Origin of the sequence: Actinoplanes siamensis (assembly GCF_016862395.1) — a bacterium.
GTDB lineage: Bacteria > Actinomycetota > Actinomycetes > Mycobacteriales > Micromonosporaceae > Actinoplanes > Actinoplanes siamensis.
In genome coordinates this window covers 56,586-79,431 of sequence record NZ_BOMW01000041.1, presented here as the reverse complement: position 1 = coordinate 79,431, position 22,846 = coordinate 56,586, and the positions used below count along the sequence as shown (strand labels likewise).

Sequence of the window (22,846 nt, the reverse complement as noted above, 5' to 3'; positions counted from 1 at the left end):
TCAGCGGCGGATGAGCCAGCCCGAGCAGCCGGCCGGTCTCGACGAGACCCTGCTGGACGAGGGACGCACGCGGCGCGACCCGCCGCGCGCGGGACCCGAGCTGGACGAGACGCTGCTGGACGAGGGGCGGTCCCGGCCGGGGACGGCGGACGGGGACTGGCCCGGGGACGGGCTGCCCGCACCGCTGGCCGCGCGCTACGAAATGGTCCGGCGGCTGGCGGCCGGCGGCCGGGCCCCGCTCTACCTGGTCCGGGTGCGCGCCGGCGGCGCCGAGGCGGTGGTGAAGCGCCACCTGCCGGCCCGCGTGCCCGACCCCGGGCTGGTCGCCTACCTGGCCGGGACGCCGCTCAACGCGGTACGGCATCTGGAGTTCGAGGCCGGGCACAGCGTGATGGCCTTCGTCCCGGGCCAGAACCTGCGCGAGGAGCGCCGGGCGCACCCGGGCGACGGCCTCACCGCGCTCACCGACCTGGTGCAGCGCGTTGCGGCCGCGCTGACCGCGCTGCACCGCGCCGGGTTCGTGCACCGGGACGTGAAGCCGGCCAACATCATGATCGCCGGCGACGACGCGACGCTCGTCGACTTCGGCGTCGCCGGGCCGCTGGCCGCGACCGACTGGCCGCAGCGCATCAACCTGGCCTACCAGCCGCCCGAATGGTGCAACGGCGGGCTGGTCGGCGCGGCCACCGACTGGTGGGGGCTGGGGATGACGGTCCTCGAACTGGCCACCGGCGAGCACCCGTTCGACGGGCTGGCCGACGACGACATCCGCGGCCACTTCGCCCAGATGCGCTCGGTGGACGTCTCCGGCGTGCCCGACGAGCGGCTGCGTAACCTGTGCCGGGGCCTGCTGGCCACCGACCGGTCGCTGCGCTGGGGCGCCGGCGAGGTGGGTCAGTGGCTGACCGGAACGGCGGATCCGCTGCCGCCGGAGCCGGTGCCGTCGGCGCCCGCGGCCGCCCCGGACGTGGCAGGCGTCCCGCACCACTTCCGCGGCATGTCCTTCCATCTGCGCGCCGAGCTGGCGCAGGAGATGGCCACCGCATGGAACCACGCGGTCCGGGTGCTGTTCGAACGCGACGGCGGCCTGGACGGGCTGCGCACGTGGCTGGACCAGTTCACCGGCGGCGACGCCGACGAGGCCCGCCGGGAGGTGGACGCCGTCGCGGCGGAGTCCGGGCTGCCCGGCGACGTACGGCTGCTGCGGGTCCTGCGGGCCCTCGACCCGACCCGGCCCCCGGTCTACCGCAACCACGTGATCACCCGGGCCGGCCTGCTGATGACCGCGCACGCGGCGATGCGCAACGACGGCGACCACGGCTCGGTGCTGCGCGATCTGTGGAACCACCGCCTGCTGCCGGAGTTCGACACGGCGCTGCCGGACGGCGACGGCAGCGGCGGGCAGGCGCTCGCCGACCTGGACCGCGCCTGGATGCGGGTGCACCGGGACTGGCCGGCCATGGTGCGCCGGGTCGGCGACCCGGACGCCGAGCGCTACCTGCGGGAGCGGGTCGACGTCCGGGAGCGGCTGGCGATCTGGCTGCGGATGGCGCTCGACCAGCCCGCCGACCGCGCCGCGCTGCGCGAGGAGCTGGACCGGCGCGTCGCGGAGCTGCCCGTGCCGGTGCCGTGGATGCGGCGCCTGGCCGGCGACCCGGAGATGCTCTGGCCGGCGGTGCTGCTGATCGGCCACGCGCGGGCGGTCGCGCGGTCCGAGCACGACCGCGCCGAGGCCGAGCTCCGGCGACGGAGCGACCTGGCGCTGAGCGCGGCGTTCCGGGAGTGGTCGCGCCGGCAGAACCGGCCCGCGGCGCTGGGCTGGGCGGTGGCCGGGGTGAGCCTGCTCGGGGTGGCCTGGATCGCCGTGGTCACCGGCGCGGACGCCGCCGGGCACGCCGGTGACCCGGTGATCGCGCTGGCCTGGGTGGCCGCCGCGGTCTGCCTCGCCGTGTCGCTGGTCACCGAGTGCCTGCTGGCCGCCGGGGTGGGCGGCCGGTTCCACAGGCGGTACTCGATCCCCGGCGCCGGCGTGATCGCGCTGGGCCCGGCCGGCCGGTTCCTGCGGCGGTCCTGGGCGCCGGGGTTGCTGGCCGTCCTCGCCGGGCTGGCCGTGCTCGGCCTGGCCGCGTCCCGGTTCCCGCAGTACCTGGTGATCGCCACGACGATCGCCCACCTGGTCTGGGCCGGGCGCCGCTGGACGGCCTGGCGCGCCGAGGTGGCGGCCGACGAGGAGCTGATCGCCGAGGCGGAACGACGTCGAGATACCGAAGAGGGAGTGGGCGGATGAGTGGTGGAGAGATCGCGGTGCTGCCGGCCGGGCTGGTGCTCGTCCCGCTGGCGGTGGTCGCCGTGGGTGCGGGCGTGGCGGCCACGCTGGTGGTCAAGGCGGCCCGGGCCGGCACCGAGGCGGCCGGCCGCGCGCTGGAGGAGTTCGCCGCTGAGCTGGAGCGCGAGGCGGACGAGCAGCACGACCAGGAGGTCCGGACCCGGCTGTGGGAGCTCGCGGCGGGATCGGCGGTACGGGTCAACCAGGAGCTGCTGCTGCTGGCCGCACGCGCCGAGAAGGCCGGCGTCCGGCCGGACCTGCCCCGGCCGGTCGACGTGACCGGGTGCCGGCTGGCCGGTACCCCGGCCCTGGTGACCCAGGTGCGCGCGGCGCTCGCCGGGGCCCGGGCGCAGATCGAGCGGGCCGAGGCGGACCGGGAACGGCACACACTGCTGGCCGCCCTGCCGGTCCCGGCGGCCGGCTCGCCCAGCGCCGCCGAGCTGCTCGCCCACCACCAGCGGGTGCTGGCCCGGCGCGGAACCGTCCCGGCGGTCCGGCCGGAGCCGGCCTGGACCGCGCCGGCCAAGGCCGACGGCGCCCGCGTCCGGGCCGAGATCGACGCCATCCTGGTGCGGCTGCACGAGGACGCCACCGCCGACGACCGCGCGCTGGCGCTGACCGCCGCGGCGCGGGCCGAGCAGAAGAAGAACACCACGATGAACACCACGTTCCTGGAGGCCCTGGCCCGGGTCGTGGAGCAGGAGCTCAATCCCCGGATCGCCCGCCGCCGCGAGGCGGCCACCCTGCTGGCCGGGCTGGACCAGCCACTGGTCGCGGAGGCGATCGGCGATCTCGCGCCGCCGCGGCCGCCGTGCCTGGACGCGGTCGCCGGGCTGCGGGCCGTGGTCCGCGGCGAGGCCGACCTCACCGACGAGCTGCGGCGCGCCGCGAACAGCGCGCTGGACTGGGCGCTCGTGGAGACGGAGCGGCGGCGGCTGCTCGACGAGGTGGCCGAGGCGTTCAGCGGGCTGGGCTACGACGTGAGCACCGGTCTGGGCGTCGGCCACTCGGCCACCCTGTCGGTGCACCGGGACGCGTGGCGGGGCGGTCACTCCGCCGATGTGTGGATCGACGGCGCCGGCCGGATCCGGTCGCGCCTGGTACAGCTCGCCCCGCAGGCCGGTGGTGAGGCCGGCCGCTGCGCGGACCTGAACGACAGCCTCCGGGAGGTCGGCGCCCGGCTCGGCGAACGCGGCCTCGAGGCGCGCGTGGACCTGCCGGAACACCCCGTCCCGGCCCTGAAGCGGTTCGGGCGCGGCGCCGGCGCCCCGGCCGCATCGCCCGCCGAGGACACCGCCCCGAAGGCCCGGACCCGCGATCACCACGAGGAGAGTTGATGGCCACCCCGTCCGAGTTCCTGCCCGGCTTCCCCGCGTTCACCCAGGAGCTGGCCGGCACGCTCGCCGTGCACTCGCAGTACGTCCTGCACGGCAACGTCCGCGACCTCTACCTGGTCCCCGACACCCGGGGCCGGGCCCCCGGCGGCGTGCGCCCGACGCCGCTGCTGGAGGTCCTCTGGCAGGCGCTGCACCCGTCCGGGTACCGCTGCCTGATCGTCTCCGACCAGGTCGACGGCATCACCGTGTACCCGCCGGGCGACCCGGCGGCGCGGGCCGCCGCGGAGCGGCTCCTGGGTCGCCGGATGATCGGCCGCAAGCAGACGCTGGAGCGGCTGCGCACCTGCATGGCCCGGGTGGCAGGAGCCGCCGAGCCGCCGCCGATCGACGCGGACGCGGTGCCGCCGGCCCCGGCGCCCGACGACTCCCCGGCCGGCCCGGACGGGGTCCGCGCCGCGCTGGTCATCGACTACGCGGCCCGGATCCCGCGCAGCCAGACCGGCCTGGAAGGGGTGGAGCGGGACTTCTTCCTGTTCGCCCAGAAGCTCGCGGTCACCGCCGAGACCCACCTGGGCGGGCCGCCGGACCGGCCGGCCGACCTGTTCAACCCGGTGATCTGGCTGACCGAGGGCGAGCGTGACCTGCCGGCCTGGCTGACCGTCGGGATGGAACGGGTGCGCAGCATCGCGGTGGCCGGCCCCGGGCTGTCCGACCGGATGCGCGCGGCGAGGTACTTCGCGCCGATCATCACCGGCGACCGGACCGCGCCGCCGGACACCGATCCGGACGTCGCCCGGTTCGCGCAGCGCACCGACGACATGACGCTGCACGCCATGCGCGAGATCGCCCGGCTCGCCGCGGACCGGCGGATGCCGATCGGCCGGATCGAGGACGCGATCCGGATCTACCGGATCGGCGTGGACCAGAACCCGTGGCGGCAGGAGACCGTACGCCGGCAGATCATGCTCGGCGAGAGCGAGGTCCCGAAACGGATCCACGGCCAGCAGCCGGCCGTGGTGAAGGCCTTCGACATCCTCAAGCGGGCCGCCCTGGGCCTGTCCGGGGCGCAGGCCAGCAGCTCGGCGAACCGGCCGCGGGGGGTGCTGTTCCTGGCCGGGCCGACCGGGGTGGGCAAGACCGAGCTGGCCAAGCAACTGGCCACGATGCTGTTCGGCGACCCGGACGCGTACCTGCGGTTCGACATGTCCGAGTTCTCGGCGAGCCACTCCGCCGACCGGCTGACCGGCGCCCCGCCCGGCTACGTCGGCTACGAGGCCGGCGGCGAGCTGACCGGGGCGATCCGGCGCAAGCCGTTCTCGGTGGTGCTCTTCGACGAGTTCGAGAAGGCCAACCGGCAGATCTTCGACAAGTTCCTGCAGATCCTCGACGACGGGCGGCTCACCGACGGGCAGGGCGTCACCACGTACTTCACCGAATGCATGCTGATCTTCACGTCCAACCTGGGCATCTTCCGCGACGACCCGGCCACCGGCGAGAAGGTCCAGCTGGTGCATCCGGGGATCGACCACGACACGCTGGAGCGGACCGTCAAGGAGGCGATCAAGGACCATTTCACCCGGGAGCTGGGCCGCCCGGAGCTGCTCAACCGCTTCGGTGACAACATCGTGGTGTTCGACTTCATCAGCGAGCCGACCGCCCTGCGCATCCTCGACGGGCAGCTGCGCAACGTCGAGGAGCGGCTGTCCCGGGAGCACGGCGTCCACCTGGAGCTGGGCGGCGCCGCGCGGCAACGGCTGCAGCGGTGGTGCGCCGCGCCGGAGACGCTGACCAACGGCGGCCGGGGCATCGGCAACGAGGTGGAGAGCAAGCTGATCAACCCGCTCGCACGCTACCTGTTCGACCAGGACGTGCGGTGGGGCAAGGTCCGGGTGGAGGACATCACCGCCGCCGACGGGCTGGTCACCCTGCACGCCAGGCACGAGCGATGAGCGACGACGGCGAGCTGTGGTGCCCGCGTGGCGCGGAACGGTACCCGGCCGGCGCCGGGTACTTCTGCCCCCGGCATCCCGGGGTGGAACTGGAGCCGGCCCGGGTCCAGGAGGGACCGGGGGCCGGGGGCGGGGCGGCCGGGGAGCCGCGGGCGGTCTGCTGGGCGTGCGGCGCCCGGACCACCGACGTACGCAACGACACCTGCACCGCCTGCCACGAGTCGCTGGTCCCGCCCGCGCTGGTGATCGCGTTCCCGGCCGGCCGCGTGGTGCTGCCCCGGCGTGGGACGACGGCCGAGCTGGGCCGGGCCGGCGAGTACGGCCGGCTGTTCGCCCGCTACCCCAACGTCTCCCGCCGGCACGCCACAGCCGGGGTGGACGAGGACGGCACCGCCTGGCTCGAGCCGGTCCCGGAGGCGCCGAACGGCACCTTCGTCAACGACCGGGAGATCCACGGCCGCGAGCCGGTCCGGCCCGGCGACCGGATCCGCTTCGCCGCCGGCCACGGCGCCCGGACCGGCCCGGTCAGCGCGCCGATCAGTCAGCCGGATCAGGCGCGGTAGGTTCCGCGAGAGCGGCCAGCGCCTGGTTCACCCGGCGCAGCCGCTCCTGGAGATCTGTCGTCACCGCGGCCGGGTCGGCCCCGGCCGCGATGGCCGCCGACCCGGCCCCGCGCAACTCCGACACGAGGTATTCGCGCAGCTCGTCAGCGGCCTCGGAGGGCTCGTCGCCTGTCATCGTCGCCTTCCCGTCCCCGGCCGGTGGACACTCCCCGCCCAGCATGCACCCCATCCTGCCGCCCGTCCGCCACTTCCGGCCGGAATCGGGGCTCCCCGGACGGGCTAGCACCTTCATCGGGTGCGGCCGTCCTCATGACCCTCTCCTGTGGACCGTGTCGGCCAGCACACTCCGCCGAGCCGTTCCCCGGCCCGCCTGACCGGCGGCCAGAACGACTCGTCCCGCCGTTCACGGTGCGCGATCACGTGGTCCACAGTGATTGCACTTCGTTGGTGCGTCTTTCGGACCGGTCCACCCGGTCCGACCGGGAACCATGAGGAGGGGCGGTGCTCGGAACCATCGACACCGATGGCGTCGACGAGGTCCGTGATCTGGCGCGCCGGGGGCTGCTGGCATCCGCGATCGCGGACGCCACCGGGCCACAGCGGCTGCGGCTGACCGGGGCGACGTACTCCATCGTCTGGCCGATCGTCTACCGGCGGCTCACGCAGAAGATCGAGCTGCGCCGGGGGCACGTGAACTGCGCGGCGTCGGTGCGCCACCTGGCCGCCGACTGCCTGGACCGGTTCGAGAACGACGTCGAGGCGGTGGTCGACGACGTCACCCGCCGGGCGTGCACCCGGATCGAGAACCTGGAGGGCTGGATCGTCAGCCGGCTGGTGCCGGCCACCGTGGACGGACACCGCCGGCGGCGCGGCGAGATCGGCGCGCTGCAGCGCCCGCGGGTGCCGGCCTGGCTGTGCCGGGAGCTGGGCGGCGACGCGTGGCTGATCGAGCTGGCGGTGCAGATCCTGGTCTGGGTCGGCACGCCGGCGCCCGCGGGGCACGACCTGTGGCCCACCGAGAGCTGGGTGGTGCGGCACGGCGAGCGGCACGGCGGCTGGTCGGCGTACGGCGAGGCCGACGTGCGGGCCGACATCCGGACCGTGCTGGCCGCGATGGCCCGCCGGCCCCGGTGGTACGAGCAGTACGTGGAGGCGCCGCTGGGCCACAAGCGGGCCCCGGTCGCCTCGGCCGCCCAGCTGGAGGCCCGGGCCGAGACTGCGCCGGACCCGCACACCGAGCACGAGCGGCTGATCACCGCGCTGGCGCACAGCGCCGTCCAGCTCATCCGGGCCCGCCTGGCCCGCGGCGAGCCGGCCCGCACGGTGGTGGCCGAGGTGCTGAACACGGTGTTCGGCGCGGACACCGAGGATGCGGGCGGCGGCCGGGCGTACGACGATCGCCTGGAGCACGTCCTGCGCGACGACGAGGAGCTGGACCGGATCGTCGCCGTGGTCCTGGAGATCGTCAACCACTAGAGCCGGGTCGGGGTGGTGCGGGTGTTCATCGGCCGGGAGAACGAGCTGGGCCTGCTCAGGCGGCGGCTGATCGAGGTGGGCCGGGGACGGGCCGCGACCGTGCTGGTCGGCGGCGAGCCGGGGGTCGGCAAGAGCCGACTGCTGGGCCGGTTCGCCGGGACGGCCCGGGAGACCGGGGCGTACGTGCTGTCCGGGATGTGTGAGGAGCACTTCGGCGACCCGATGCCGTACGGGCCGCTGCTGGAGGTGCTGGAGACGTTCGGCCGGGAACACGGGGCGCACCGGGCGGCCGAGCTGGGCGGTCCGGCGTACCCCCGGTTGCGGTCCTTCTTCGAGCTGGACGGCGACTCGATGAACGCGCCGCACCAGGTCTTCCTCGCGGTCCGGCGGATGCTCGACGACATCGGCTCGCACGCCCCGGTCGTGCTGATCCTGGAGGATCTGCACTGGGCCGACCCGTCCACGCTGGACCTGGTGCGGCACCTGGCCCAGGCCCGCCCGGAGGACCGCCGGCTGCTGCTGGTCGGCAGCTACCGCGCGCCCCGCCGCCGCGACCCGTTGTGGCAGCTGTTCGCCGGCACCACGTTCCTGCGCCGGACCGAGCGTTTCGAGCTGGCCTCCTTCAGCCTCGCCGAGATGCGCCAGCTGCTGGCCGCGCGGCACCCCGGCCGGGTCGACGCCCGGCTGGTGGAACGCTGCCTGAGATGGTCCGACGGCATCCCGTTCTATGCCGAGCAGCTGCTCGCCACCGGCACCCTGGCCGGGCGCGACGAGGACGTCGAGCTGCCACCGGACCTGCGCTCGGTGATGCTGGCCCGGCTCGGCGACCTGAGCGGGGCGGCGCTCGGGGTCTTGCGGCTGGCCGCGGCCGCCGGTCGCGCGATGAGCCGCCGGCTGCTGCGCGAGGTCAGCCGGCTGTCCCCCGAGGAACTGGGCGACGCCCTGCAGGAGTGCTTCGACCAGCAGATGCTGGTGACCGGGCCGGACGAGGAGGTGTACCGGTTCCGGCACGCGCTGCTGCGCGAGGCGGTCTACCGGGAGACCAACCGGGACATCCGGGTGAACCTGCACATCGCGCTGGCCGAGGCGCTGGCCGGCGATCCCGGGCTGAGCCTGACCGAGGGCTCGGCGGTGGCCGAGCTGGCCAGCCACTGGTATCAGGCGGGCAGCGCGCCGCAGGCGCTGACCTACGCCGTGCAGGCCGGCCAGGCCGCGGCGCGCACGCTGGCGTTCTCCTCCGCCTGGGTGCAGTACGACCGGGCGTTGCGGCTGTGGGAGCGGGTGGACCGGCCGGAGGAGCGCGCCGGGCTGACCCGGTCCCGCCTGCTCGCCGAGGCGGCCGAGGCGGCGCGCTGGTCCGGCGACCTCGACCGGGCGTGCGCGGCGATCCGCCAGGCAATCGGCGCGCATGCCCCCGACGGCGACCCCGGCCGGCTCGGTGAGCTGCACGAACGGCTCGCCACCTACCTGTGGGAGGCGGGCCGGCGGGCCGAGTCCGGCGAGGAGTTCGGCCGGGCGGCGACGCTGCTGGCGGACGGTCCACCGTCCGCGGTCAAGGCGCGGGTGCTGGCCGGGATCGCCCTGGCGCACCTACAGGCCGGGCACTACCTCCGGGGCCGGGACACCGCCGACGCCGCGCTGGCCATGGCCACCGGGATCGGGGCGGACGCCGAGCTGGGCCGGGCGCTGAACGTGTCCGGGCTCGCGCTGGGCATGCTGGGGGATCCGGACGGCGAGGCCCGGCTGCGCCGCGCCATCGAGATCGCCCGTTCGGTCAACCACATCGAGGACCTGTTCCGGGCGTACGGCAATCTGGGCCTGATCCTGGAACACGCCGGTCGCCTGCGGGAGTCCGCGGAGGTGACCACCGCCGGGCTGGACGAGGCGCGCCGCCTCGACCTGGCCGGGAGCCGCCAGGGCACGGTGCTGGCCGGGAACTCCAGCGCCGCGCTGGTGCTGCTCGGCGAGTGGGACGAGGCCGAGAAGATCATCACCGAGGTGACGCTCGACCGGCCGCCCGCGGAAAGCCTGTACCCGCGGCTGACCCTGGCCGAGATCAAGGTGGCGCGCGGCGCCTATCCGCAGGCCCGCGAGTTGCTCACCTCGATCGAGAACGTGGAGCACGGCCGGGACCCGCGTTTCCTCGGGCCGCTGCACGCGGTCCGGGCCGAGCTGGCCCTGGGACAGGGCGATCCGGACCGGGCCGCCGCCGAGGTGGGCCTGGGCGTGGCCGCGGTCCGCGCCGGGGAGAACACCCTGGAACTGCTGCGGCTGTGCGCGGTGGGCCTGCGCGGCGCGGCCGACCGGGCGGCCACCGACCCGCGGGGCGCGGCCGCGGCCGGCGACGAGCTGGCCCGCCTGGCCCACGGCGCCCAGCACGCGGAGCCCAGCGGCGAGACGGCCGTGCTGGTCGAGCTCTGCAAGGCGGAACGGCAGCGGATCCGCGGCGCGGACACCGCGCCGCTCTGGCGGCAGGTCGCCCGCAGCTGGGCAGCGCTGGACCGGCCGTATCCGGCCGCCTACGCGCACTGGCGGCAGGCCGAGGCGGCCGACGCCCACGGCGACCGGGACGCCGCCCGGGAACCGGCCCGCTTCGCCTACCGGGCGGCCACCGCGCTCGGCGCCGAGCCGCTGCGGACCCGGGTGCGGGCGCTGGCCGCGCGGATCGGCCTGGACCTCGCCGAGCACGCGGTTCCCCGGCCGCGGCCGTACGGCCTGACCAGGGCCGAGTTCGAGGTGCTCGGGCTGCTCTACGAGGGCCGGGACGCGGCCCGGATCGCGCAGGCCCGCGGCAACTCGGTGCGCACCGTGGAGACGCACCTGTCCCGGATCTACGCGAAGCTGGGCGTGCACGCCAACGTCGAGGCGGTCGCGCTCGCCCGTCAGGAGAACCTGTTCGGCCCGGTCCCCGGCCGCTGAAGCTGTCCGTCAGAGACCGGCATGACACGAACAGCCCTCCTGATCGGTGCGCAGACCAACGGCCTGACCGGTGTGCTGCACGACGTCGACGCGATGGACCGGGCGCTGACCCCGCGCGGCTTCACCGTCCAGCGGCTGGTGACGCCGGACGCCGGCCGGGCCGGGATCCTCCAGGCGTACGAGAGGCTCATCGCGGACGCCCGCCCCGGCGACGCGGTGGTCGTCTACTACAGCGGCCACGGCGGCCGGCTGCTCGCACCGGACGGGCGGGACCTGCAGTTCATCGTGCCGGACGACTACGCCGACTCCAGCGACGACGACTTCCGCGGCATCACCGACCCGGAGCTGTCCGTCCTGCAGGACCGGCTGACAGAGGTCACCGCCAACGTCACAGTGGTGCTCGACTGCTGCCACGCCGCGCACCTGTCCCGGCAGACCGAGCGGCGGGTCAGGGCGCTGCTGCGGCCGGCGCCGGGCCGGTGGCGCCCGACGTTCGACAGCGTCGAGCGGCATGTGCGCAAGCTCGCGGCCGGCGGGCTCGACCTGGACCGGCGCCCGCTGATCGGCAGCTCGCGGGCGGTCCGGGTGGTCGCCTGCGCGCCGGCCGAGTCGGCGTGGGAGGGCGCCAACAGCGACGGCGTCGAGATGGGGTTGCTCACCGACGCGCTGACCCGGGCGCTGCGCGAGGCGGACGGGCTGCGGGTCACCTGGGCGACGCTGATGGACGCGGTCCGGCGCCGCGTGCAGGCGTTCGTGCCGACGCAGCGGCCGGAGGCTGAAGGGCCGTGGGGGCGGGAGCCGTTCGGGACCGCCGAGCCGGACGCGCGGGACTCGCTGCCGGTCGCCCCGGCCGGGCCGGACCGCGTCCGGTTGCTCGGCGCCCCACTGCTCGGCGTGCAGGTGGGCGACGAGTTCGCCATCATGCCGGGCAGCGCCACCGGTCCGCGGGACGGAACCCCGCTCGCCACCGCCACTGTCGTCCAGTTGCTGCCCACCGCCGCGCTGGCGGACCCGCGCCCGGCCGGGTGGACGCCACCGCTGGACGCCCGGGCGCACCGCGTCCGCGCGGCCGCCCCGGCGATGCCGGTGCGCCTGCCGCGGGACCGGCCGGTGCCGGCGGCGCTGAAAGCCGCGCTGGTGGAGCGCCCGATGCTGCGGCCGGCCGGGCCGGACGACCCGGTGGCCGTCGAGGTCGCCGTGGACGAGCGGGGCGGCCTGGTGATCCGGGACGAGAACGGGCCGCTGCACCCGCCGCACCAGGCGAACCCGGACGGGGTCGACGCGATCGTGGCCAACCTGCAGCGGATCGCCCAGGCCAGGGCGCTGCGCCGGCTGGCCGGGGACCGGGACCGGCCGCTGCGGCACGCGGTGCGCACCGAGTGGGGCCGGGTGCGCGACGAGCACGAGGAGCCGCTGCCGCTCTCCGGCGGGCTGGTCTTCGCGTACGCCGGGGAGCGGGTCTGGGTGCGCCTGCACAACGAGGGCGACCACGCGGTGTTCGTCTCGCTGATCGACATCGGCGTCTCGTCCCGGATCGCGGTGCTGACCCACGCCGACCCGGGAGGTCTGCGGCTCGCGCCGGGCGCCACCTACACCTACGGCTGGGACGAGGACCGGCGGCGGCTCACCGGGGTGGCGATGAACTGGCCGGCCGGCGTGGACGCCTCGGTTCCCCGGCCGGAGACGGTGCTGGCGCTGATCAGCGACGGCCCGGTCGACGTGTCCGCGCTGCAGCAGCGGGGAGTCCGCGCCGGCAGCGGCTCGTCCGCTCTGGAGCGGCTGCTGGCGCAGATCGTCACCGGAGGGTCCCGCGAGTTCGGGGACGCGCCCGCGGCGCAGGTCCGCTACGCCGTCCAGCCCATCGACTTCACCGTCAGCCCGACCCCTCCGCCGGTGACCGAGCAGGCCGTGTTCCTGGTCGACGACCGGCCCGCCCAGCCGGTCCGGCTGCTCTCGCCACGTGGCGCGGCGCCGGCCACCGTCGCGGTCCGCATCGCCGAGCTGGTCGTGCACCGCAACCGGGCGCTGCTCGGCGCCGACATCCGGGTGGACGCCGTGGTGCTCACCGGCGGGGCCGGGGAGCGGCCGGTCCACCGCGCCGAGACCATGCGGTTCAGCAACGTCCGCGACGGCGAGCGGCTGCCGCTGGACAACGTGCTGATCTATCACGGTCCGGCGGTGGACTTCCTGGACATCGCCGTCTGGGTGTCCCGGGACACCGGCGACAGCCTCGCGCTCAGCGCGCTGCTGGAACAGCGGCTCACCGACCCGGCCGTGCAGGCGGCCGGCGCGCAGGTGGCCCAGCTGGCGCTGACCGCGCCGCACGCCGCGGTCGCGGTGGCCGTGGCGGGCGCCGGCGCGGTGCTCGTCAACACCGCGTACGAGCTGCTCACCGGCGTGGTCGGGGCGAGCATCGGGCTCTACCGCACCTCGCTGCTGGCCCAGGAGCGGTTCGGCGCCGGGCGCCACGTGCGCCACCCGCAGGACTTCTCGTTCACGTTCACCGTGGACGAGGTGGCCTGATCCGTCCGTACCTCTGGAAGTTCCCGTCCCGTAAAGGAGCAGAACCGTGACCAAGAAACTCGTCATCGACAGGTCGGAGTGGTTCATCGCGGACAGCGACGCCGCGGCCGTGACCGACCTGGTGCGCGACGCGCTGACCAACCGCCGGACCGTCGAGCTGGAGCTGTTCGACGCCGACGGGCGTGCCGTGACCGTCTTCCTCAACGGCGCGGCGGTCACCGCGGTCGCCTTGGACCTGGACCGGGGCCCGCGCCCCAGCGAGATGTCCTGACCCCTGCGCAGGCCGGGTTCCCTCGCTGGGAACCCGGCCTCGTACGTACCCGGAAGCCCGCGTACGTAGTTCCCGGTATCTCCTCCCCCGGCCCTCGCCCGGCACTGCCCGCCGCACCGACCATCGATGCAAACGTCGAGGCAGGAGGAGCTTGCCGTGGCCGACACCGATCAGCCCACCGCCGCGGACCTGGTCCGCGGGCTCGCCCGCCGGGGCCTGCTCACCCGGTACGCGCGCACCGCCCCCGAGTCCGAGCGCCGCCGGCTGCGCGCGGGCGCCTTCGAGATCGTCTTCCCGTTGGTGTTCCGCCGGGTCCGCCGGCCGATCGAGCGCCGTCGCGGCCACCACCTGTGCGCCACCGGCCTGCAGCGGCTGGCGCCGGACTGCCTCGACCAGTTCCACGACGACGTCGACGCCGTGCTGCACGATCTGTTCGCGCACGCGGACGTGCCGATCGAGAACCTCGAGGGCTGGCTGACCATGCGGATCCCGCGCGCCACCGTGGACGGATACCGTCGCCGGCGCGGCGGGCGCGGCGCCCTCCAACGGCCCCGGGTGCCCGGCTGGCTCGCCACCGAGCTGGGCGGCGACCGCTGGCTGACCGAGCTGGCCACGTCGATCCTGGACTGGGCCGGCGCCGAGACCACGGCGGGGACCTCGCTGTGGCCGGTCAGCTCGTGGACCGAGCGCCGGGCCGCGATCACCGGCGACCACGCCGCCGGCGAGTCCCCGGTGCCCGGCGAGATCGAGCTCGTGCTGGCCGCGATGCGGCGGCGGCCCACCTGGTACGACAAGTTCGTGGAGCGCCCGCTCGGCCGCAAACGGGCGCCGGTCCACCTTCCGCCGCGCACCGCCCCCGGGGCGCGCGCCGAGCCGCAGGCGCTCGCGCCGGTCGAGCGGTACGAGAAGGACGACGCGCTGCTGCTGGAGTTGGCCGATCGGGCGATCACGCTGATCCGGCGCCGGGTCGGGGCCGGGGAGAGCCCGCACGCGGCGGTCTCCGACGTGCTCGGCACGGTCTTCGGGGAGCTGCCCGCGTCGTACGACCTGGACCGCTCCCCCGGCGACGGGCTCGCCGGGCCGGAGCGCGTGCTGGCCCTGATCGACGACCCGGAACGGCTGAACCACATCGTCGCCACCGTGGTCGGGATGCTGCGGCGTCCGTCAGAACGGTAGGAGCGACGGAAAGGGCGACGGACCGATGACACCAGCCGACCGGATACACGTCTTCGCCCGCATCCACCAGGTGATGCGGGCGGCCGCCGACCGGACCCTGACCGACCCGGGGGCGGCGATGGCCGAGATGGACGAGCTGGCCGAGGCGTACGCCGGCGACCCGCAGATCCTGGCGATGGCCGAGAGCGCACGCGTGGCGCTGGCGCTGGCCTCCGGATCGCCGCTCGGCGACGTGCGCAGCGTGCGCGCGTCGCTGGCCCGCCTGGGCGAGCTGACCGCCGGGCACCCCGGCGCCGAGCCCCTGGCCGGGCTGCTGCCGGACCTGCTCGACGCCTGGCAGGCGCAGCAGGACGGGGACAGCCCGGCCGCCTTGCGGATCTTCGGCGAGCTGGCCGCCCGCGCCGGCGAGCTGCCACCGGAGCACCCGATGCGGCAGGTCATGACCGAGAGCGCGCCGATGCTCGCCGCTCTGCGGGCCGCCGCGGACGGGGAGACTCCGCTCGTGCCGCCCGCGCGCCCGGGCGCGTCCGCCGCGGAACAGGCGCTGCACCTGACCGCCCGGGGCGGGCTGGCCCTGCGGCAGGGCGCGGAGCAGGACCCGGCCCGGATCGACGCGGGACTCCGGGATCTGCGCGAGGCGGTCCGGCTGACCCCCGCCGGCCACCCGGACCGGGTGTTCCACCTGGCGTCGCTGGCGCTCGGCCTGATCCACCGCGGCGAGGTCACCGGCTCGCCGGCCGACGTGGACGAGGCGATCGGCCTGCTCGAGGAGGCCCGCCGGCTGGCCCGGGGGCCGGAACACCCGCACTGGACGTTCGTCAGCGAGATGCTCGCCGGGCAGTACCGGCGCCGCGGCGAGTCGTCGCCGGCCCGGCACACCGCCCTGGAAGGACTGCGCGGCTACACCTGGCGGGTGCTCCTGCAGCCGGACCCGGCCTCGGCCCGGTCCGTCGCCCGCAGCGCGGCCGTGGAGGCCATGGCGGCCGCCGGCCGGCTGCTGGCCGACCACCGGCCCGGCGACGCGCTGCGGGCGCTGGACGCCGGACGCGGGTTGATGCTGTTCGCGGCGACCGAGCTGCGCGATCCGTACACCCTGCTCACCGAGATCGGTCGCCGCGACCTGGCCGACCGGTGGCGGGCGGCCCGGGAACCGTCGCCGAGGCTGCGGGAGCAGGTCCTCGACGCACTGGCCCGTGGCACCGGCCTGCTCGATCCGCCGGACCTCGCCGAGATCCAGGGCGCGCTGCGCCGGCTCGGCGCGGACGCCCTGGTCTACCTGGTGCCCGCGGACCCGCCGACGCCCGGCTGGGCGGTGATCGCGCCGGCCGAGGGCGGGCCGCGGTTCCTGGCCCTGCCGCACCTGATCGTCGAGGCGGGCAGCGGCGTCGAGCGGTATCTGACCGGGGTGGTGACCCGGGACCTCGGCCCGCAGGACGGCGACCTGCTGGCGGACGGCCTCGGCGAGCTCTGCGGGTGGGCGTGGAAGGCCGCGATGGGGCCGCTGCTCACGCCGTACCTCGGCGGCGGGCGGGTGCCGCGGATCGTGCTCGTCCCGATGGGCGACCTGGCCCGGGTCCCGTGGCAGGCGGCCCGCCGCCCGGACGGCCGGTACGTGGTGGAGCAGGCCGCCCTCTCGCAGACCGCGTCGGCCCGGATGCTGTGCGACAGCGCGGCCGCCGAGCCGGTCCGGATCACCTCCGGCGGCCTGGTGCTGGCCGACCCGGACACCGGTGGGAGGGCGCCCGGCCTGCCCTCGGCGCGGCTCGAGGCGTACGCGATCCACCAGTCGTTCTATCCCGGCGCCGGCTATGTCGGGCGGCGGCCGGACGGCACCGTCAGCCGGTCCGGGGCGGGGACCCCCGACGACGTACGGTCGTGGTTGCGCGCCGACGGCGCCCACGCCGGCACGATGCTGCACCTGGCGTCGCACGGCACGATCGAGACGGCCGGCGACGGCGCGTCGTCCCGGCTGATCCTGGCCGGCGGCGACCTCACCGCTGACGAGCTGATCGGGATCATGGCCGAGGCGGACCGGCACCCGGTCGCTCTGGTGGTGCTCGCGGCCTGCCACACCGGCCGGTCGATCCACGGGTACGACGAGGCGTACAGCCTGGGCACGATGTTCCTGGCGGCCGGCGCCCGGTCCGTGCTGTCCACCCAGTGGAGCGTTCCGGACCAGGAGACCTCCCTGCTCATGTACCTGTTCCACCACTACCTGACGACCGAGCGCCGCGCGCCGTGGGACGCGCTGCGCCAGGCACAGATGTGGATGCTCGACCCGGACCGGCAGCCGCCCCGGCACATGCCGCTCCCCCTGCGCCGGATGCTCGACGACACCGAACCCGCACGCGTCGTGGCGTGGGCCGGGTTCGTCCACTGGGGTCAGTGACTCCCGGAAGGTGGTATCGCATGGACGTCCGTGGGGACGAGAACATCACGAGGCTCCGGGATCGGCTCGCCCGGCGGCGCGGCGCGGCCCGGGTGCCCATCCTGGTCACGCTCGGGCAGGAACTGACCGGGCGGTACTGGCGGGCCGGGCCCGGACAGCCGGCCGCCCTGGGGGACCTGTCCACGGCGATCGAGGTGTGGGACGAGGCGTACCGGTTGCTGGACGCCGGCGACCCGGCCCGTGCGCAGGTGGCCGGCCAGCTCGGCTGGCTGCTGTCGATCCGGCACTCGGCGCACGGCGGCGGGCCCCGGGACCGGGACACCGGGATCCTCGTGCTCGGGGAGGCGCTCACCGGTGCCGGCCTCCCGCCCGCGCAGGTGGCCGTCACCCGGCTCTCGCTGGGCCAGCTGCACCTGGGGCGGGCGACCGAGTCGCTGAACCCGGCCGCCGCACGCGCCGGGTTCCTGACCGGTTCGGCCGAGGACGCCGCCGACGACGCCGAGGTGGCGGTCCGGCTGTTCCGGGAGATCGTCGACGGTCCGGCGCTGAGCGCTGACGTCACCGCCATGGCGCGGACCTCGCTGGCCCTGGCCGAGTCGATCCAGCCGCTGCTCGCCGGCGATCTCGCACGCTTCGACCTCGGCAAGATCATGGAGACGCTGTCGGCGCTGCAGCGGATCCAGCGGACCGGGATGCCCAGCACGCCGTTCATTCCGGGCAGCCCGCTCGACTACCCCGTGACCGTGCTCGCCGAGGAGGAGAACCAGGCGCCGACCGTGCCGCCCCGGCGGCCCGCGCCTGCGCCGACCGCTCCCGGGTCCGCGGCCGCCGCCGGTGACCAGGCGCGCCAGGCCGCCCGGGACCGGCTCGCCGCGCTGGCCGGCGACCCCACCCGGCCGGTCTGGCAGCAGGCCCGGACGCTGCTGCTCAGCGACCCGCACACGGTCCCGACCGGCGACCTGGACGCGTTCGTCGGGGCGGCGGCCGGCGCCGTCGACGAGCCCGGCGCCTCGGAGGCCTCCGGCACCGACTTCCTGCTGTCGGCGATCGGGCTGGGGCTGCGCGGCCGGCTCGAGGGCAGCGGCTGGGGCGACGACTCGGTCGACGGCACCCTGCTGACCGCGGCCCGGCACCTGTCCGCCGCGGCCGCCCGCATCCCCGCCGGCCACCCGGCCGCGCCGGTGGTCGTCGAGGCCGCCGGCGCCCTGCTCGACCGCGACCGGCCGTTCGCCGGAGCGATCACCGGCATCGCCGCCGGGATCCACGACTACGCGCGGCGGATCCCCGACCGGCCGCCGGTGGTGAACGCGCTCTCCCAGCTGTGCCGGACCGTCACCGCCCTGCTCGCCGGCGACGCCGCCGACCCGGACACGCTCGCCGCGGCGGTGCCCGGAGACCACCCCTGGCGGCCGGTGCTGGACACCGCGGTGGCACAGCTCCGGCTCGCCGAGGATCTCCGCGCCGGCCGGATCGGCGACGACGCGGCATTCCCCGACCCGGACTCGCCGCGGGCGCTCGCGGTCCGGGGCGCCACCCGGCTGATCCGGGCCGGCGACCCCGACGGCGCGATCCCGCTGCTCGCCGAGGCGGCCCGCACCCTCGCCGACGGGGCGTTGCGGACCCGCACCCGATGGCGGCTCGCCGAGGCGCATCGCGCGCGCGGCGACGCCGGGCCGAGCCGCGACGCCGGCCTGGCCGCGCTGCGCGGCCCCGGCACCAGCCGGCGCGAGGCGGCCCGGTTCGCCGGATGGATGCTGGCCGAGGGCCGCGCCGAGGAGGCGTTCATCGCCCTGGAGATCGCCGCGACCGCCCCCGGTGATCCGGACGACCCGCCGGGCCGGGACCTGGTGCAGGCGGTGCTGGGAATCGCGCCGCCGGCCGAGCCGGCGCCGCTGCCCCCGGCCCCGGCGCAGGTCGCCGCCGCGGTCCGCGACCTGGGCGCGAACGCCCTGCTCTACCTGCACCCCACCGACGACGCCGGGCGCACCGCCGGGGTGCTCTGCCTGGACCCCGCCACCGACCGCCTGGACGTGCTCGCCAACGTGCCGGCCAGCGACCCCCTCGTCTCGGACGACCCGGGCTGGGCCGCGGTCCTGGGCCGCTGGAGCGCCGGCAGCCTGCTGGTGGCGGCGAGCGACGGCCTCGCCCGGCTGCCCCTGGCCGCGGTACGGACCCCCGACGGCCGCCACCGCGCCGAGGACCTGGTGCTCGCCCACGTCGCCTCCGGTTCCCAGGTGATCCGGCTGGCCGGGCGGACCGCGCCCGCCGTCGGCGCCGCTCCGGTGTTCGTGGTCAACCCCCGCGGCGACCGGGACCCGGAGATGGCCGAGACCCTGGTGGTCCGGCGGCTGTTCTACCCGCGCTCGGCCTGCCTCGGCCGCGCCCTGGAGCCGGCCGACGGCCCCGGAACGCCGGAGGACCTGCTGGAACGCCTGCCCGCGGCCTCCGTGCTCCACCTGGCGTGCGGGTTGCGGGGCACCGAGCTGCAACTGGCCGGCGGCACGCTCGACCTGACCACCGTGCGGGGCGCGAGCGGGCTGGCGATCCTCTCCGAGGGCTCGGCGCCCGCCCTGCTCGACGCCGGCTGCACCGGGGTGATCGGCTGGCGCTGGCCGGTGCCCCCGGAGTTCGCCGCCCTCGCGCTGTTCCTGGTCCACCTGGAACTCGTCGACCACCGGCGGCCGCCCGCGGCGGCGGTCGGCGCGGTGCACCGCTGGATGCTGGACCCCGGGCGGGTCGCGCCGCCGTTCCTGACCGGCGCCCACCTGAACACCGTGGCCACCATGGACCTGACCCGGCCGGATCTGTGGGCCGCGCTGTCCTACCACGGTCGCTGACGGGGTGGCCGCCATGTCCGAGGACCTGCGGGACCTGTTGCTGCTCGAACTGCGTACGGCCGTCGCCGCCCGCAGGGCCGGCGGGGCCGACCCGGACGAGCTGACCGCCGGCCTGGTACGCCGTCTGCGGCGGCTCCAGCGGGAGATCAGGGCCACGTCGCCGGGGCGTCCCCGCCCCGCCACGGGCGACCCGACCGAGCCGTCGCCGGACTGAACAGGGCGTGGCCAACCCGGCCGGTCATCCGGCGGCGTGCCGCAGCAGGGTGCCCAGCACCTGCGCGGAATCCGTGAGCCCGCGGAAGTTGGAGCTGGTGTTGTCGCCCAGATAGATCGTCGAGATCGGCACCTCCTCGAACCCGCAGCCGCTGCCGGCCGCCGTGATCAGAACGTTCATCTCGTAGTCGAAACGTTCCCCGGGCACCCGGCAGAGCCGCTCCAGCAGCGCTGCCGGATAGGCCCGCAGCCCGGTCTGGGTGTCCGCCACCGCGCGCCCGGTGACCGCCCGGAACAGCCACTGCACGACGTGGTTGCCGAGCCGGCTGCGCGGCGGCATCCGGTCGAACCGGCGCACGCCGAGCACCAGCCGGCCCCGGCCGGTCCGCTCGGCCAGCGCGCGGATGTCGGCGGCCCGGTGCTGGCCGTCCCCGTCCGCGGTGACCACGTCGCACCCGGGCCGAGCCGCGATCACGTGCCGGAGGCCCACCTTCAGCGCGGCGCCCTTGCCACGGTTGGCCGGGCACCTCAGCACCGTGCAGCCGAGCTCGCCGGCGCCCGCCAGCACGGCGTCGGCCTGCGGGCCGCTGCCGTCGTCCACCACCACCACGGAGGCCGGGTCGGCGACGTCCGGCACCAGCTCGCCGAGCAGGGACACGAACTGATCTCCCGGCCGGTGGACCGGTAGCAGAATGACCGCGCTCATCTCATCTCCTCTGGGGTCGGTGACGCCTTTACCCCGTTGCGCGGCGGCGGTATCCCATCCTCTCGGCGTACCGGATCAGGCCCACCAGCCTGCGCTCGCGGCGCAGCAGCACCTCCGGCCGCCGGGCGCCGAGAAAGCCGACCCGCGTGGCGAGCAGAGCCGTCCGGTCGTCGTGTCGCTCACCGCCGGCCGGGATGTCCAGCAGGGCGTCGCCGCGCAGCCCGAGCGTCTTGCCCGCGAGGAACCGCACGCGCGGCAGATGCCAGTCGTGCGTGACCAGGCCGAGTGGCCGGCGGCCGTCGAACACGAACCCGGCCAGCAGCCGGTCCTCCACGGTGTGCAGCAGGTTCTCCAGCGTGCTGCGCGACCGGGTCTCGGCGTACAGATCGGCTCGGGCGTCCAGCCCGGCCAGCCGCGCGGCCCGGATCATGAGATCACCCTCGCCGGCGCCGTACGGCGGGCGCCGCGCTCCGGCACTCGCCTCGGGCCAGCCACCGGTGAAGATCACTCGCGGCCGGTCCCGCCCCGGGACGTTCTCCGCGACGTACCGCTGGGCGGCACGGACCCGCTCCACGCTGGCCGGGGTGAGCTCCCAGGCGTCGCCGGTCCACCGGACGCCCCGGCCGAACACCAGCAGAACCGCCGCGAACGCCATTTCTCACCCTGCCATCGCCGTACGACGAAATCCCGAGCCTACGTCGCCGCCCGCCGTCACCGTCGAAAGCGGTGGCACCGTCAGTTTTCGGGCGGCGACGGCGCCGGCCCAGCCGGGGCCGGCGAACACGGTCAGCCCTCGGGCGACGCCGGCGCCGGCGCGACGACGGCGTAGGCCGAGAGCACGTCCGACTGGTCCCCATGGAGGTAGACAGCGATCACCCCGGCAGGCAGGGCGCCGATGCCGTCGACAATGGGCTGTCCGTCGCAGGGAAGCCCGGTGGTGACCACGGCATCGCCGGAGGCGCCTGGTTCGGCGCTGCGGATCTCGACGGAGAGCGTCCTGCCGGGCGTCGTGGAGGTACAGGCGGCGTGCAGCCAGTACTCCTGGCCGGCGCGGGCGGAACCGCCCATGGTGGTCCTGCCCTCGTGGTGGTCGTCCTTGCGGGTGACCACTCGCCGGGACAGTTCGCCGGGGATGGGCGGGGGCGGCTTCAGCGCCTTCGGCGGGGTGGCGGTGGTGGCACTCGCGGACGGCTCGGCGGGCTCGCTGGGCCCGGTGTACGCCGATGCGGATGGGCGCGGCGCCGTGGCGGGATGGTTCGTGCAGCCTGCGGTGACGAGCACGGCCAGCACCAGGGTTGCGAGACGCGATCCTGACATGTCGTACATCCTCCCAGTGGCGGCGGGAGAGAAGCGGCGGGATCCGGGCTCCGTCGGGGACCGGACCACACCCATCGCCGGAGTCCGGAGGTCCCGCCCCGCACGTCACCGTGAACTGACCCGCGAACCGCTCCGAGGGCGGGCACATCGCCGCGGCCGACAGGAGCACGGTGACCCGCGAAGAGGCGGGGCGCAGCGCCGCGGGCGCGGCGCGCCCGCGGCGAGGGAGCGCCGGCCGGGCGATCATCCGGGTCCGGGGGTAGCCGGTTCCCCGCCGGCCAGCAGCGGGCGGCTGGCCTCGCCGGACTCGGCGGTCAGCGCCCACCCCTTGCCGGTGGAGACCAGCCGCAGCCGGGTGATGGTCAGGCCCGGGTGGCCGGGACAGTCGCTGCCGATCGGCCACGGCAGCGCGACCCCGGAGATCCCGGCGTGCGACCCGGTGATCCGGAAGCCGAGGCTCCCGCCGCGTCCGCGGACCACCTGGTCGGTGAGCATCATCCGGCCGAACTCGCTCTGGTACGCCAGCGGGTACTCCCGCCCACCGCAGGTGGCCGCGTACTTCTCCACGGTCCAGAACCCGCGGCTGAACTCGACGCCGCGCGCTTTCGCCGCCAGCACCGCCTCGCTCCAGCCGAACGCCTTGCGCACGGCGGCGCCGGGGACGAACCCGGTGTCGGTGGACGGGTCGAACCGCAGCGGCGGGGCGGGCAACGCCAGGCCGGCGGCGAGCAGGGCGAGAAGGACAGGGCTCATGACGACAACAACGATGCGTCACCAGCCCGGGGTTGCGCTGGACAACCCGCGTTTCCGCGAGGATCGGAATCGGGCGATCGGCGGTAGGTCG

Annotated in this window: 17 protein-coding genes; 12 read left to right on the top strand and 5 right to left on the bottom strand. The window is 75.9% G+C overall.

Features of this window, described 5'->3' with window-relative positions; translation table 11 throughout:
* Nucleotides 1-10 precede the first annotated feature (10 nt).
* The 4 genes from Asi03nite_RS21840 to Asi03nite_RS21825 are packed head-to-tail and all read left to right on the top strand — an operon-like array spanning nucleotide 11 to nucleotide 6,175.
* A complete protein-coding gene (locus tag Asi03nite_RS21840; protein WP_203682286.1) occupies nucleotides 11-2,287 on the top strand; it encodes a protein kinase domain-containing protein in 2,277 nt (758 codons plus the stop codon).
* The gene (locus Asi03nite_RS21835) at nucleotides 2,284-3,663 is read left to right on the top strand and encodes a hypothetical protein (RefSeq protein ID WP_203682285.1); all 1,380 of its coding nucleotides are present in this window, start codon (nucleotides 2,284-2,286) and stop codon (nucleotides 3,661-3,663) included. Before Asi03nite_RS21840 ends, Asi03nite_RS21835 begins: the two co-directional genes overlap by 4 nt.
* Entirely contained in the window at nucleotides 3,663-5,612 is a 1,950-nt protein-coding gene (locus Asi03nite_RS21830; RefSeq protein WP_203682284.1) for an AAA family ATPase, read from the top strand. Before Asi03nite_RS21835 ends, Asi03nite_RS21830 begins: the two co-directional genes overlap by 1 nt.
* Entirely contained in the window at nucleotides 5,609-6,175 is a 567-nt protein-coding gene (locus Asi03nite_RS21825) for an FHA domain-containing protein (protein ID WP_203682283.1), read from the top strand. The genes Asi03nite_RS21830 and Asi03nite_RS21825 overlap by 4 nt, the downstream gene beginning before the upstream one ends.
* Here the strand turns inward: Asi03nite_RS21825 and Asi03nite_RS21820 are convergent.
* On the bottom strand, nucleotides 6,150-6,395 hold the full coding sequence (locus Asi03nite_RS21820) for a hypothetical protein (protein WP_203682282.1): 246 nt from the start codon (nucleotides 6,393-6,395) through the stop codon (nucleotides 6,150-6,152). The two genes, Asi03nite_RS21825 and Asi03nite_RS21820, sit on opposite strands and share 26 nt — an antisense overlap.
* Nucleotides 6,396-6,676: 281 nt before the next feature.
* Here Asi03nite_RS21820 and Asi03nite_RS21815 point away from each other — a divergent pair, with 281 nt between their 5' ends.
* The 8 genes from Asi03nite_RS21815 to Asi03nite_RS21780 all read left to right on the top strand — a co-directional run bounded on the left by Asi03nite_RS21815 (nucleotide 6,677) and on the right by Asi03nite_RS21780 (nucleotide 19,980).
* Nucleotides 6,677-7,651, top strand: a complete 975-nt coding sequence (locus Asi03nite_RS21815; protein ID WP_203682281.1) for a hypothetical protein — start codon at nucleotides 6,677-6,679, stop codon at nucleotides 7,649-7,651.
* A gap of 21 nt (nucleotides 7,652-7,672) precedes the next feature.
* Nucleotides 7,673-10,570 (top strand): helix-turn-helix transcriptional regulator, encoded by a 2,898-nt coding sequence (locus Asi03nite_RS21810; protein WP_203682280.1) that lies wholly within the window; start codon nucleotides 7,673-7,675, stop codon nucleotides 10,568-10,570.
* A gap of 21 nt (nucleotides 10,571-10,591) precedes the next feature.
* On the top strand, nucleotides 10,592-13,093 hold the full coding sequence (locus tag Asi03nite_RS21805) for a caspase family protein (RefSeq protein ID WP_203682279.1): 2,502 nt from the start codon (nucleotides 10,592-10,594) through the stop codon (nucleotides 13,091-13,093).
* Nucleotides 13,094-13,139: 46 nt separating this feature from the next.
* On the top strand, nucleotides 13,140-13,364 hold the full coding sequence (locus tag Asi03nite_RS21800) for a hypothetical protein (protein ID WP_203682278.1): 225 nt from the start codon (nucleotides 13,140-13,142) through the stop codon (nucleotides 13,362-13,364).
* Between the two features lie 156 nt (nucleotides 13,365-13,520).
* A complete protein-coding gene (locus Asi03nite_RS21795; RefSeq protein ID WP_203682277.1) occupies nucleotides 13,521-14,540 on the top strand; it encodes a hypothetical protein in 1,020 nt (339 codons plus the stop codon).
* A gap of 25 nt (nucleotides 14,541-14,565) precedes the next feature.
* Nucleotides 14,566-16,929, top strand: coding sequence for a CHAT domain-containing protein (locus tag Asi03nite_RS21790; protein WP_203682276.1), 2,364 nt, complete (start codon nucleotides 14,566-14,568; stop codon nucleotides 16,927-16,929).
* A gap of 20 nt (nucleotides 16,930-16,949) precedes the next feature.
* Nucleotides 16,950-19,766 carry a CHAT domain-containing protein gene (locus tag Asi03nite_RS21785; RefSeq protein ID WP_203682275.1) on the top strand — a complete coding sequence of 939 codons (2,817 nt, stop codon included), beginning with the start codon at nucleotides 16,950-16,952 and terminating at the stop codon, nucleotides 19,764-19,766.
* A gap of 13 nt (nucleotides 19,767-19,779) precedes the next feature.
* Nucleotides 19,780-19,980: a hypothetical protein gene (locus Asi03nite_RS21780; protein ID WP_203682274.1), complete on the top strand. Its 201-nt coding sequence runs from the start codon at nucleotides 19,780-19,782 to the stop codon at nucleotides 19,978-19,980.
* 24 nt (nucleotides 19,981-20,004) lie between these two features.
* Here Asi03nite_RS21780 and Asi03nite_RS21775 read toward each other — a convergent pair whose 3' ends face one another.
* The 4 genes from Asi03nite_RS21775 to Asi03nite_RS21760 form a co-directional block, all read right to left on the bottom strand.
* Nucleotides 20,005-20,685 (bottom strand): glycosyltransferase family 2 protein, encoded by a 681-nt coding sequence (locus tag Asi03nite_RS21775; RefSeq protein ID WP_203682273.1) that lies wholly within the window; start codon nucleotides 20,683-20,685, stop codon nucleotides 20,005-20,007.
* Between the two features lie 28 nt (nucleotides 20,686-20,713).
* Complete coding sequence (locus tag Asi03nite_RS21770; protein WP_203682272.1) at nucleotides 20,714-21,340, bottom strand: ElyC/SanA/YdcF family protein; 627 nt, start codon at nucleotides 21,338-21,340, stop codon at nucleotides 20,714-20,716.
* 131 nt (nucleotides 21,341-21,471) lie between these two features.
* Nucleotides 21,472-22,002: a hypothetical protein gene (locus Asi03nite_RS21765; protein ID WP_203682271.1), complete on the bottom strand. Its 531-nt coding sequence runs from the start codon at nucleotides 22,000-22,002 to the stop codon at nucleotides 21,472-21,474.
* A 243-nt stretch (nucleotides 22,003-22,245) separates the two neighbouring features.
* On the bottom strand, nucleotides 22,246-22,755 hold the full coding sequence (locus Asi03nite_RS21760; protein ID WP_203682270.1) for a hypothetical protein: 510 nt from the start codon (nucleotides 22,753-22,755) through the stop codon (nucleotides 22,246-22,248).
* Between the last annotated feature and the right edge of the window lie 91 nt (nucleotides 22,756-22,846).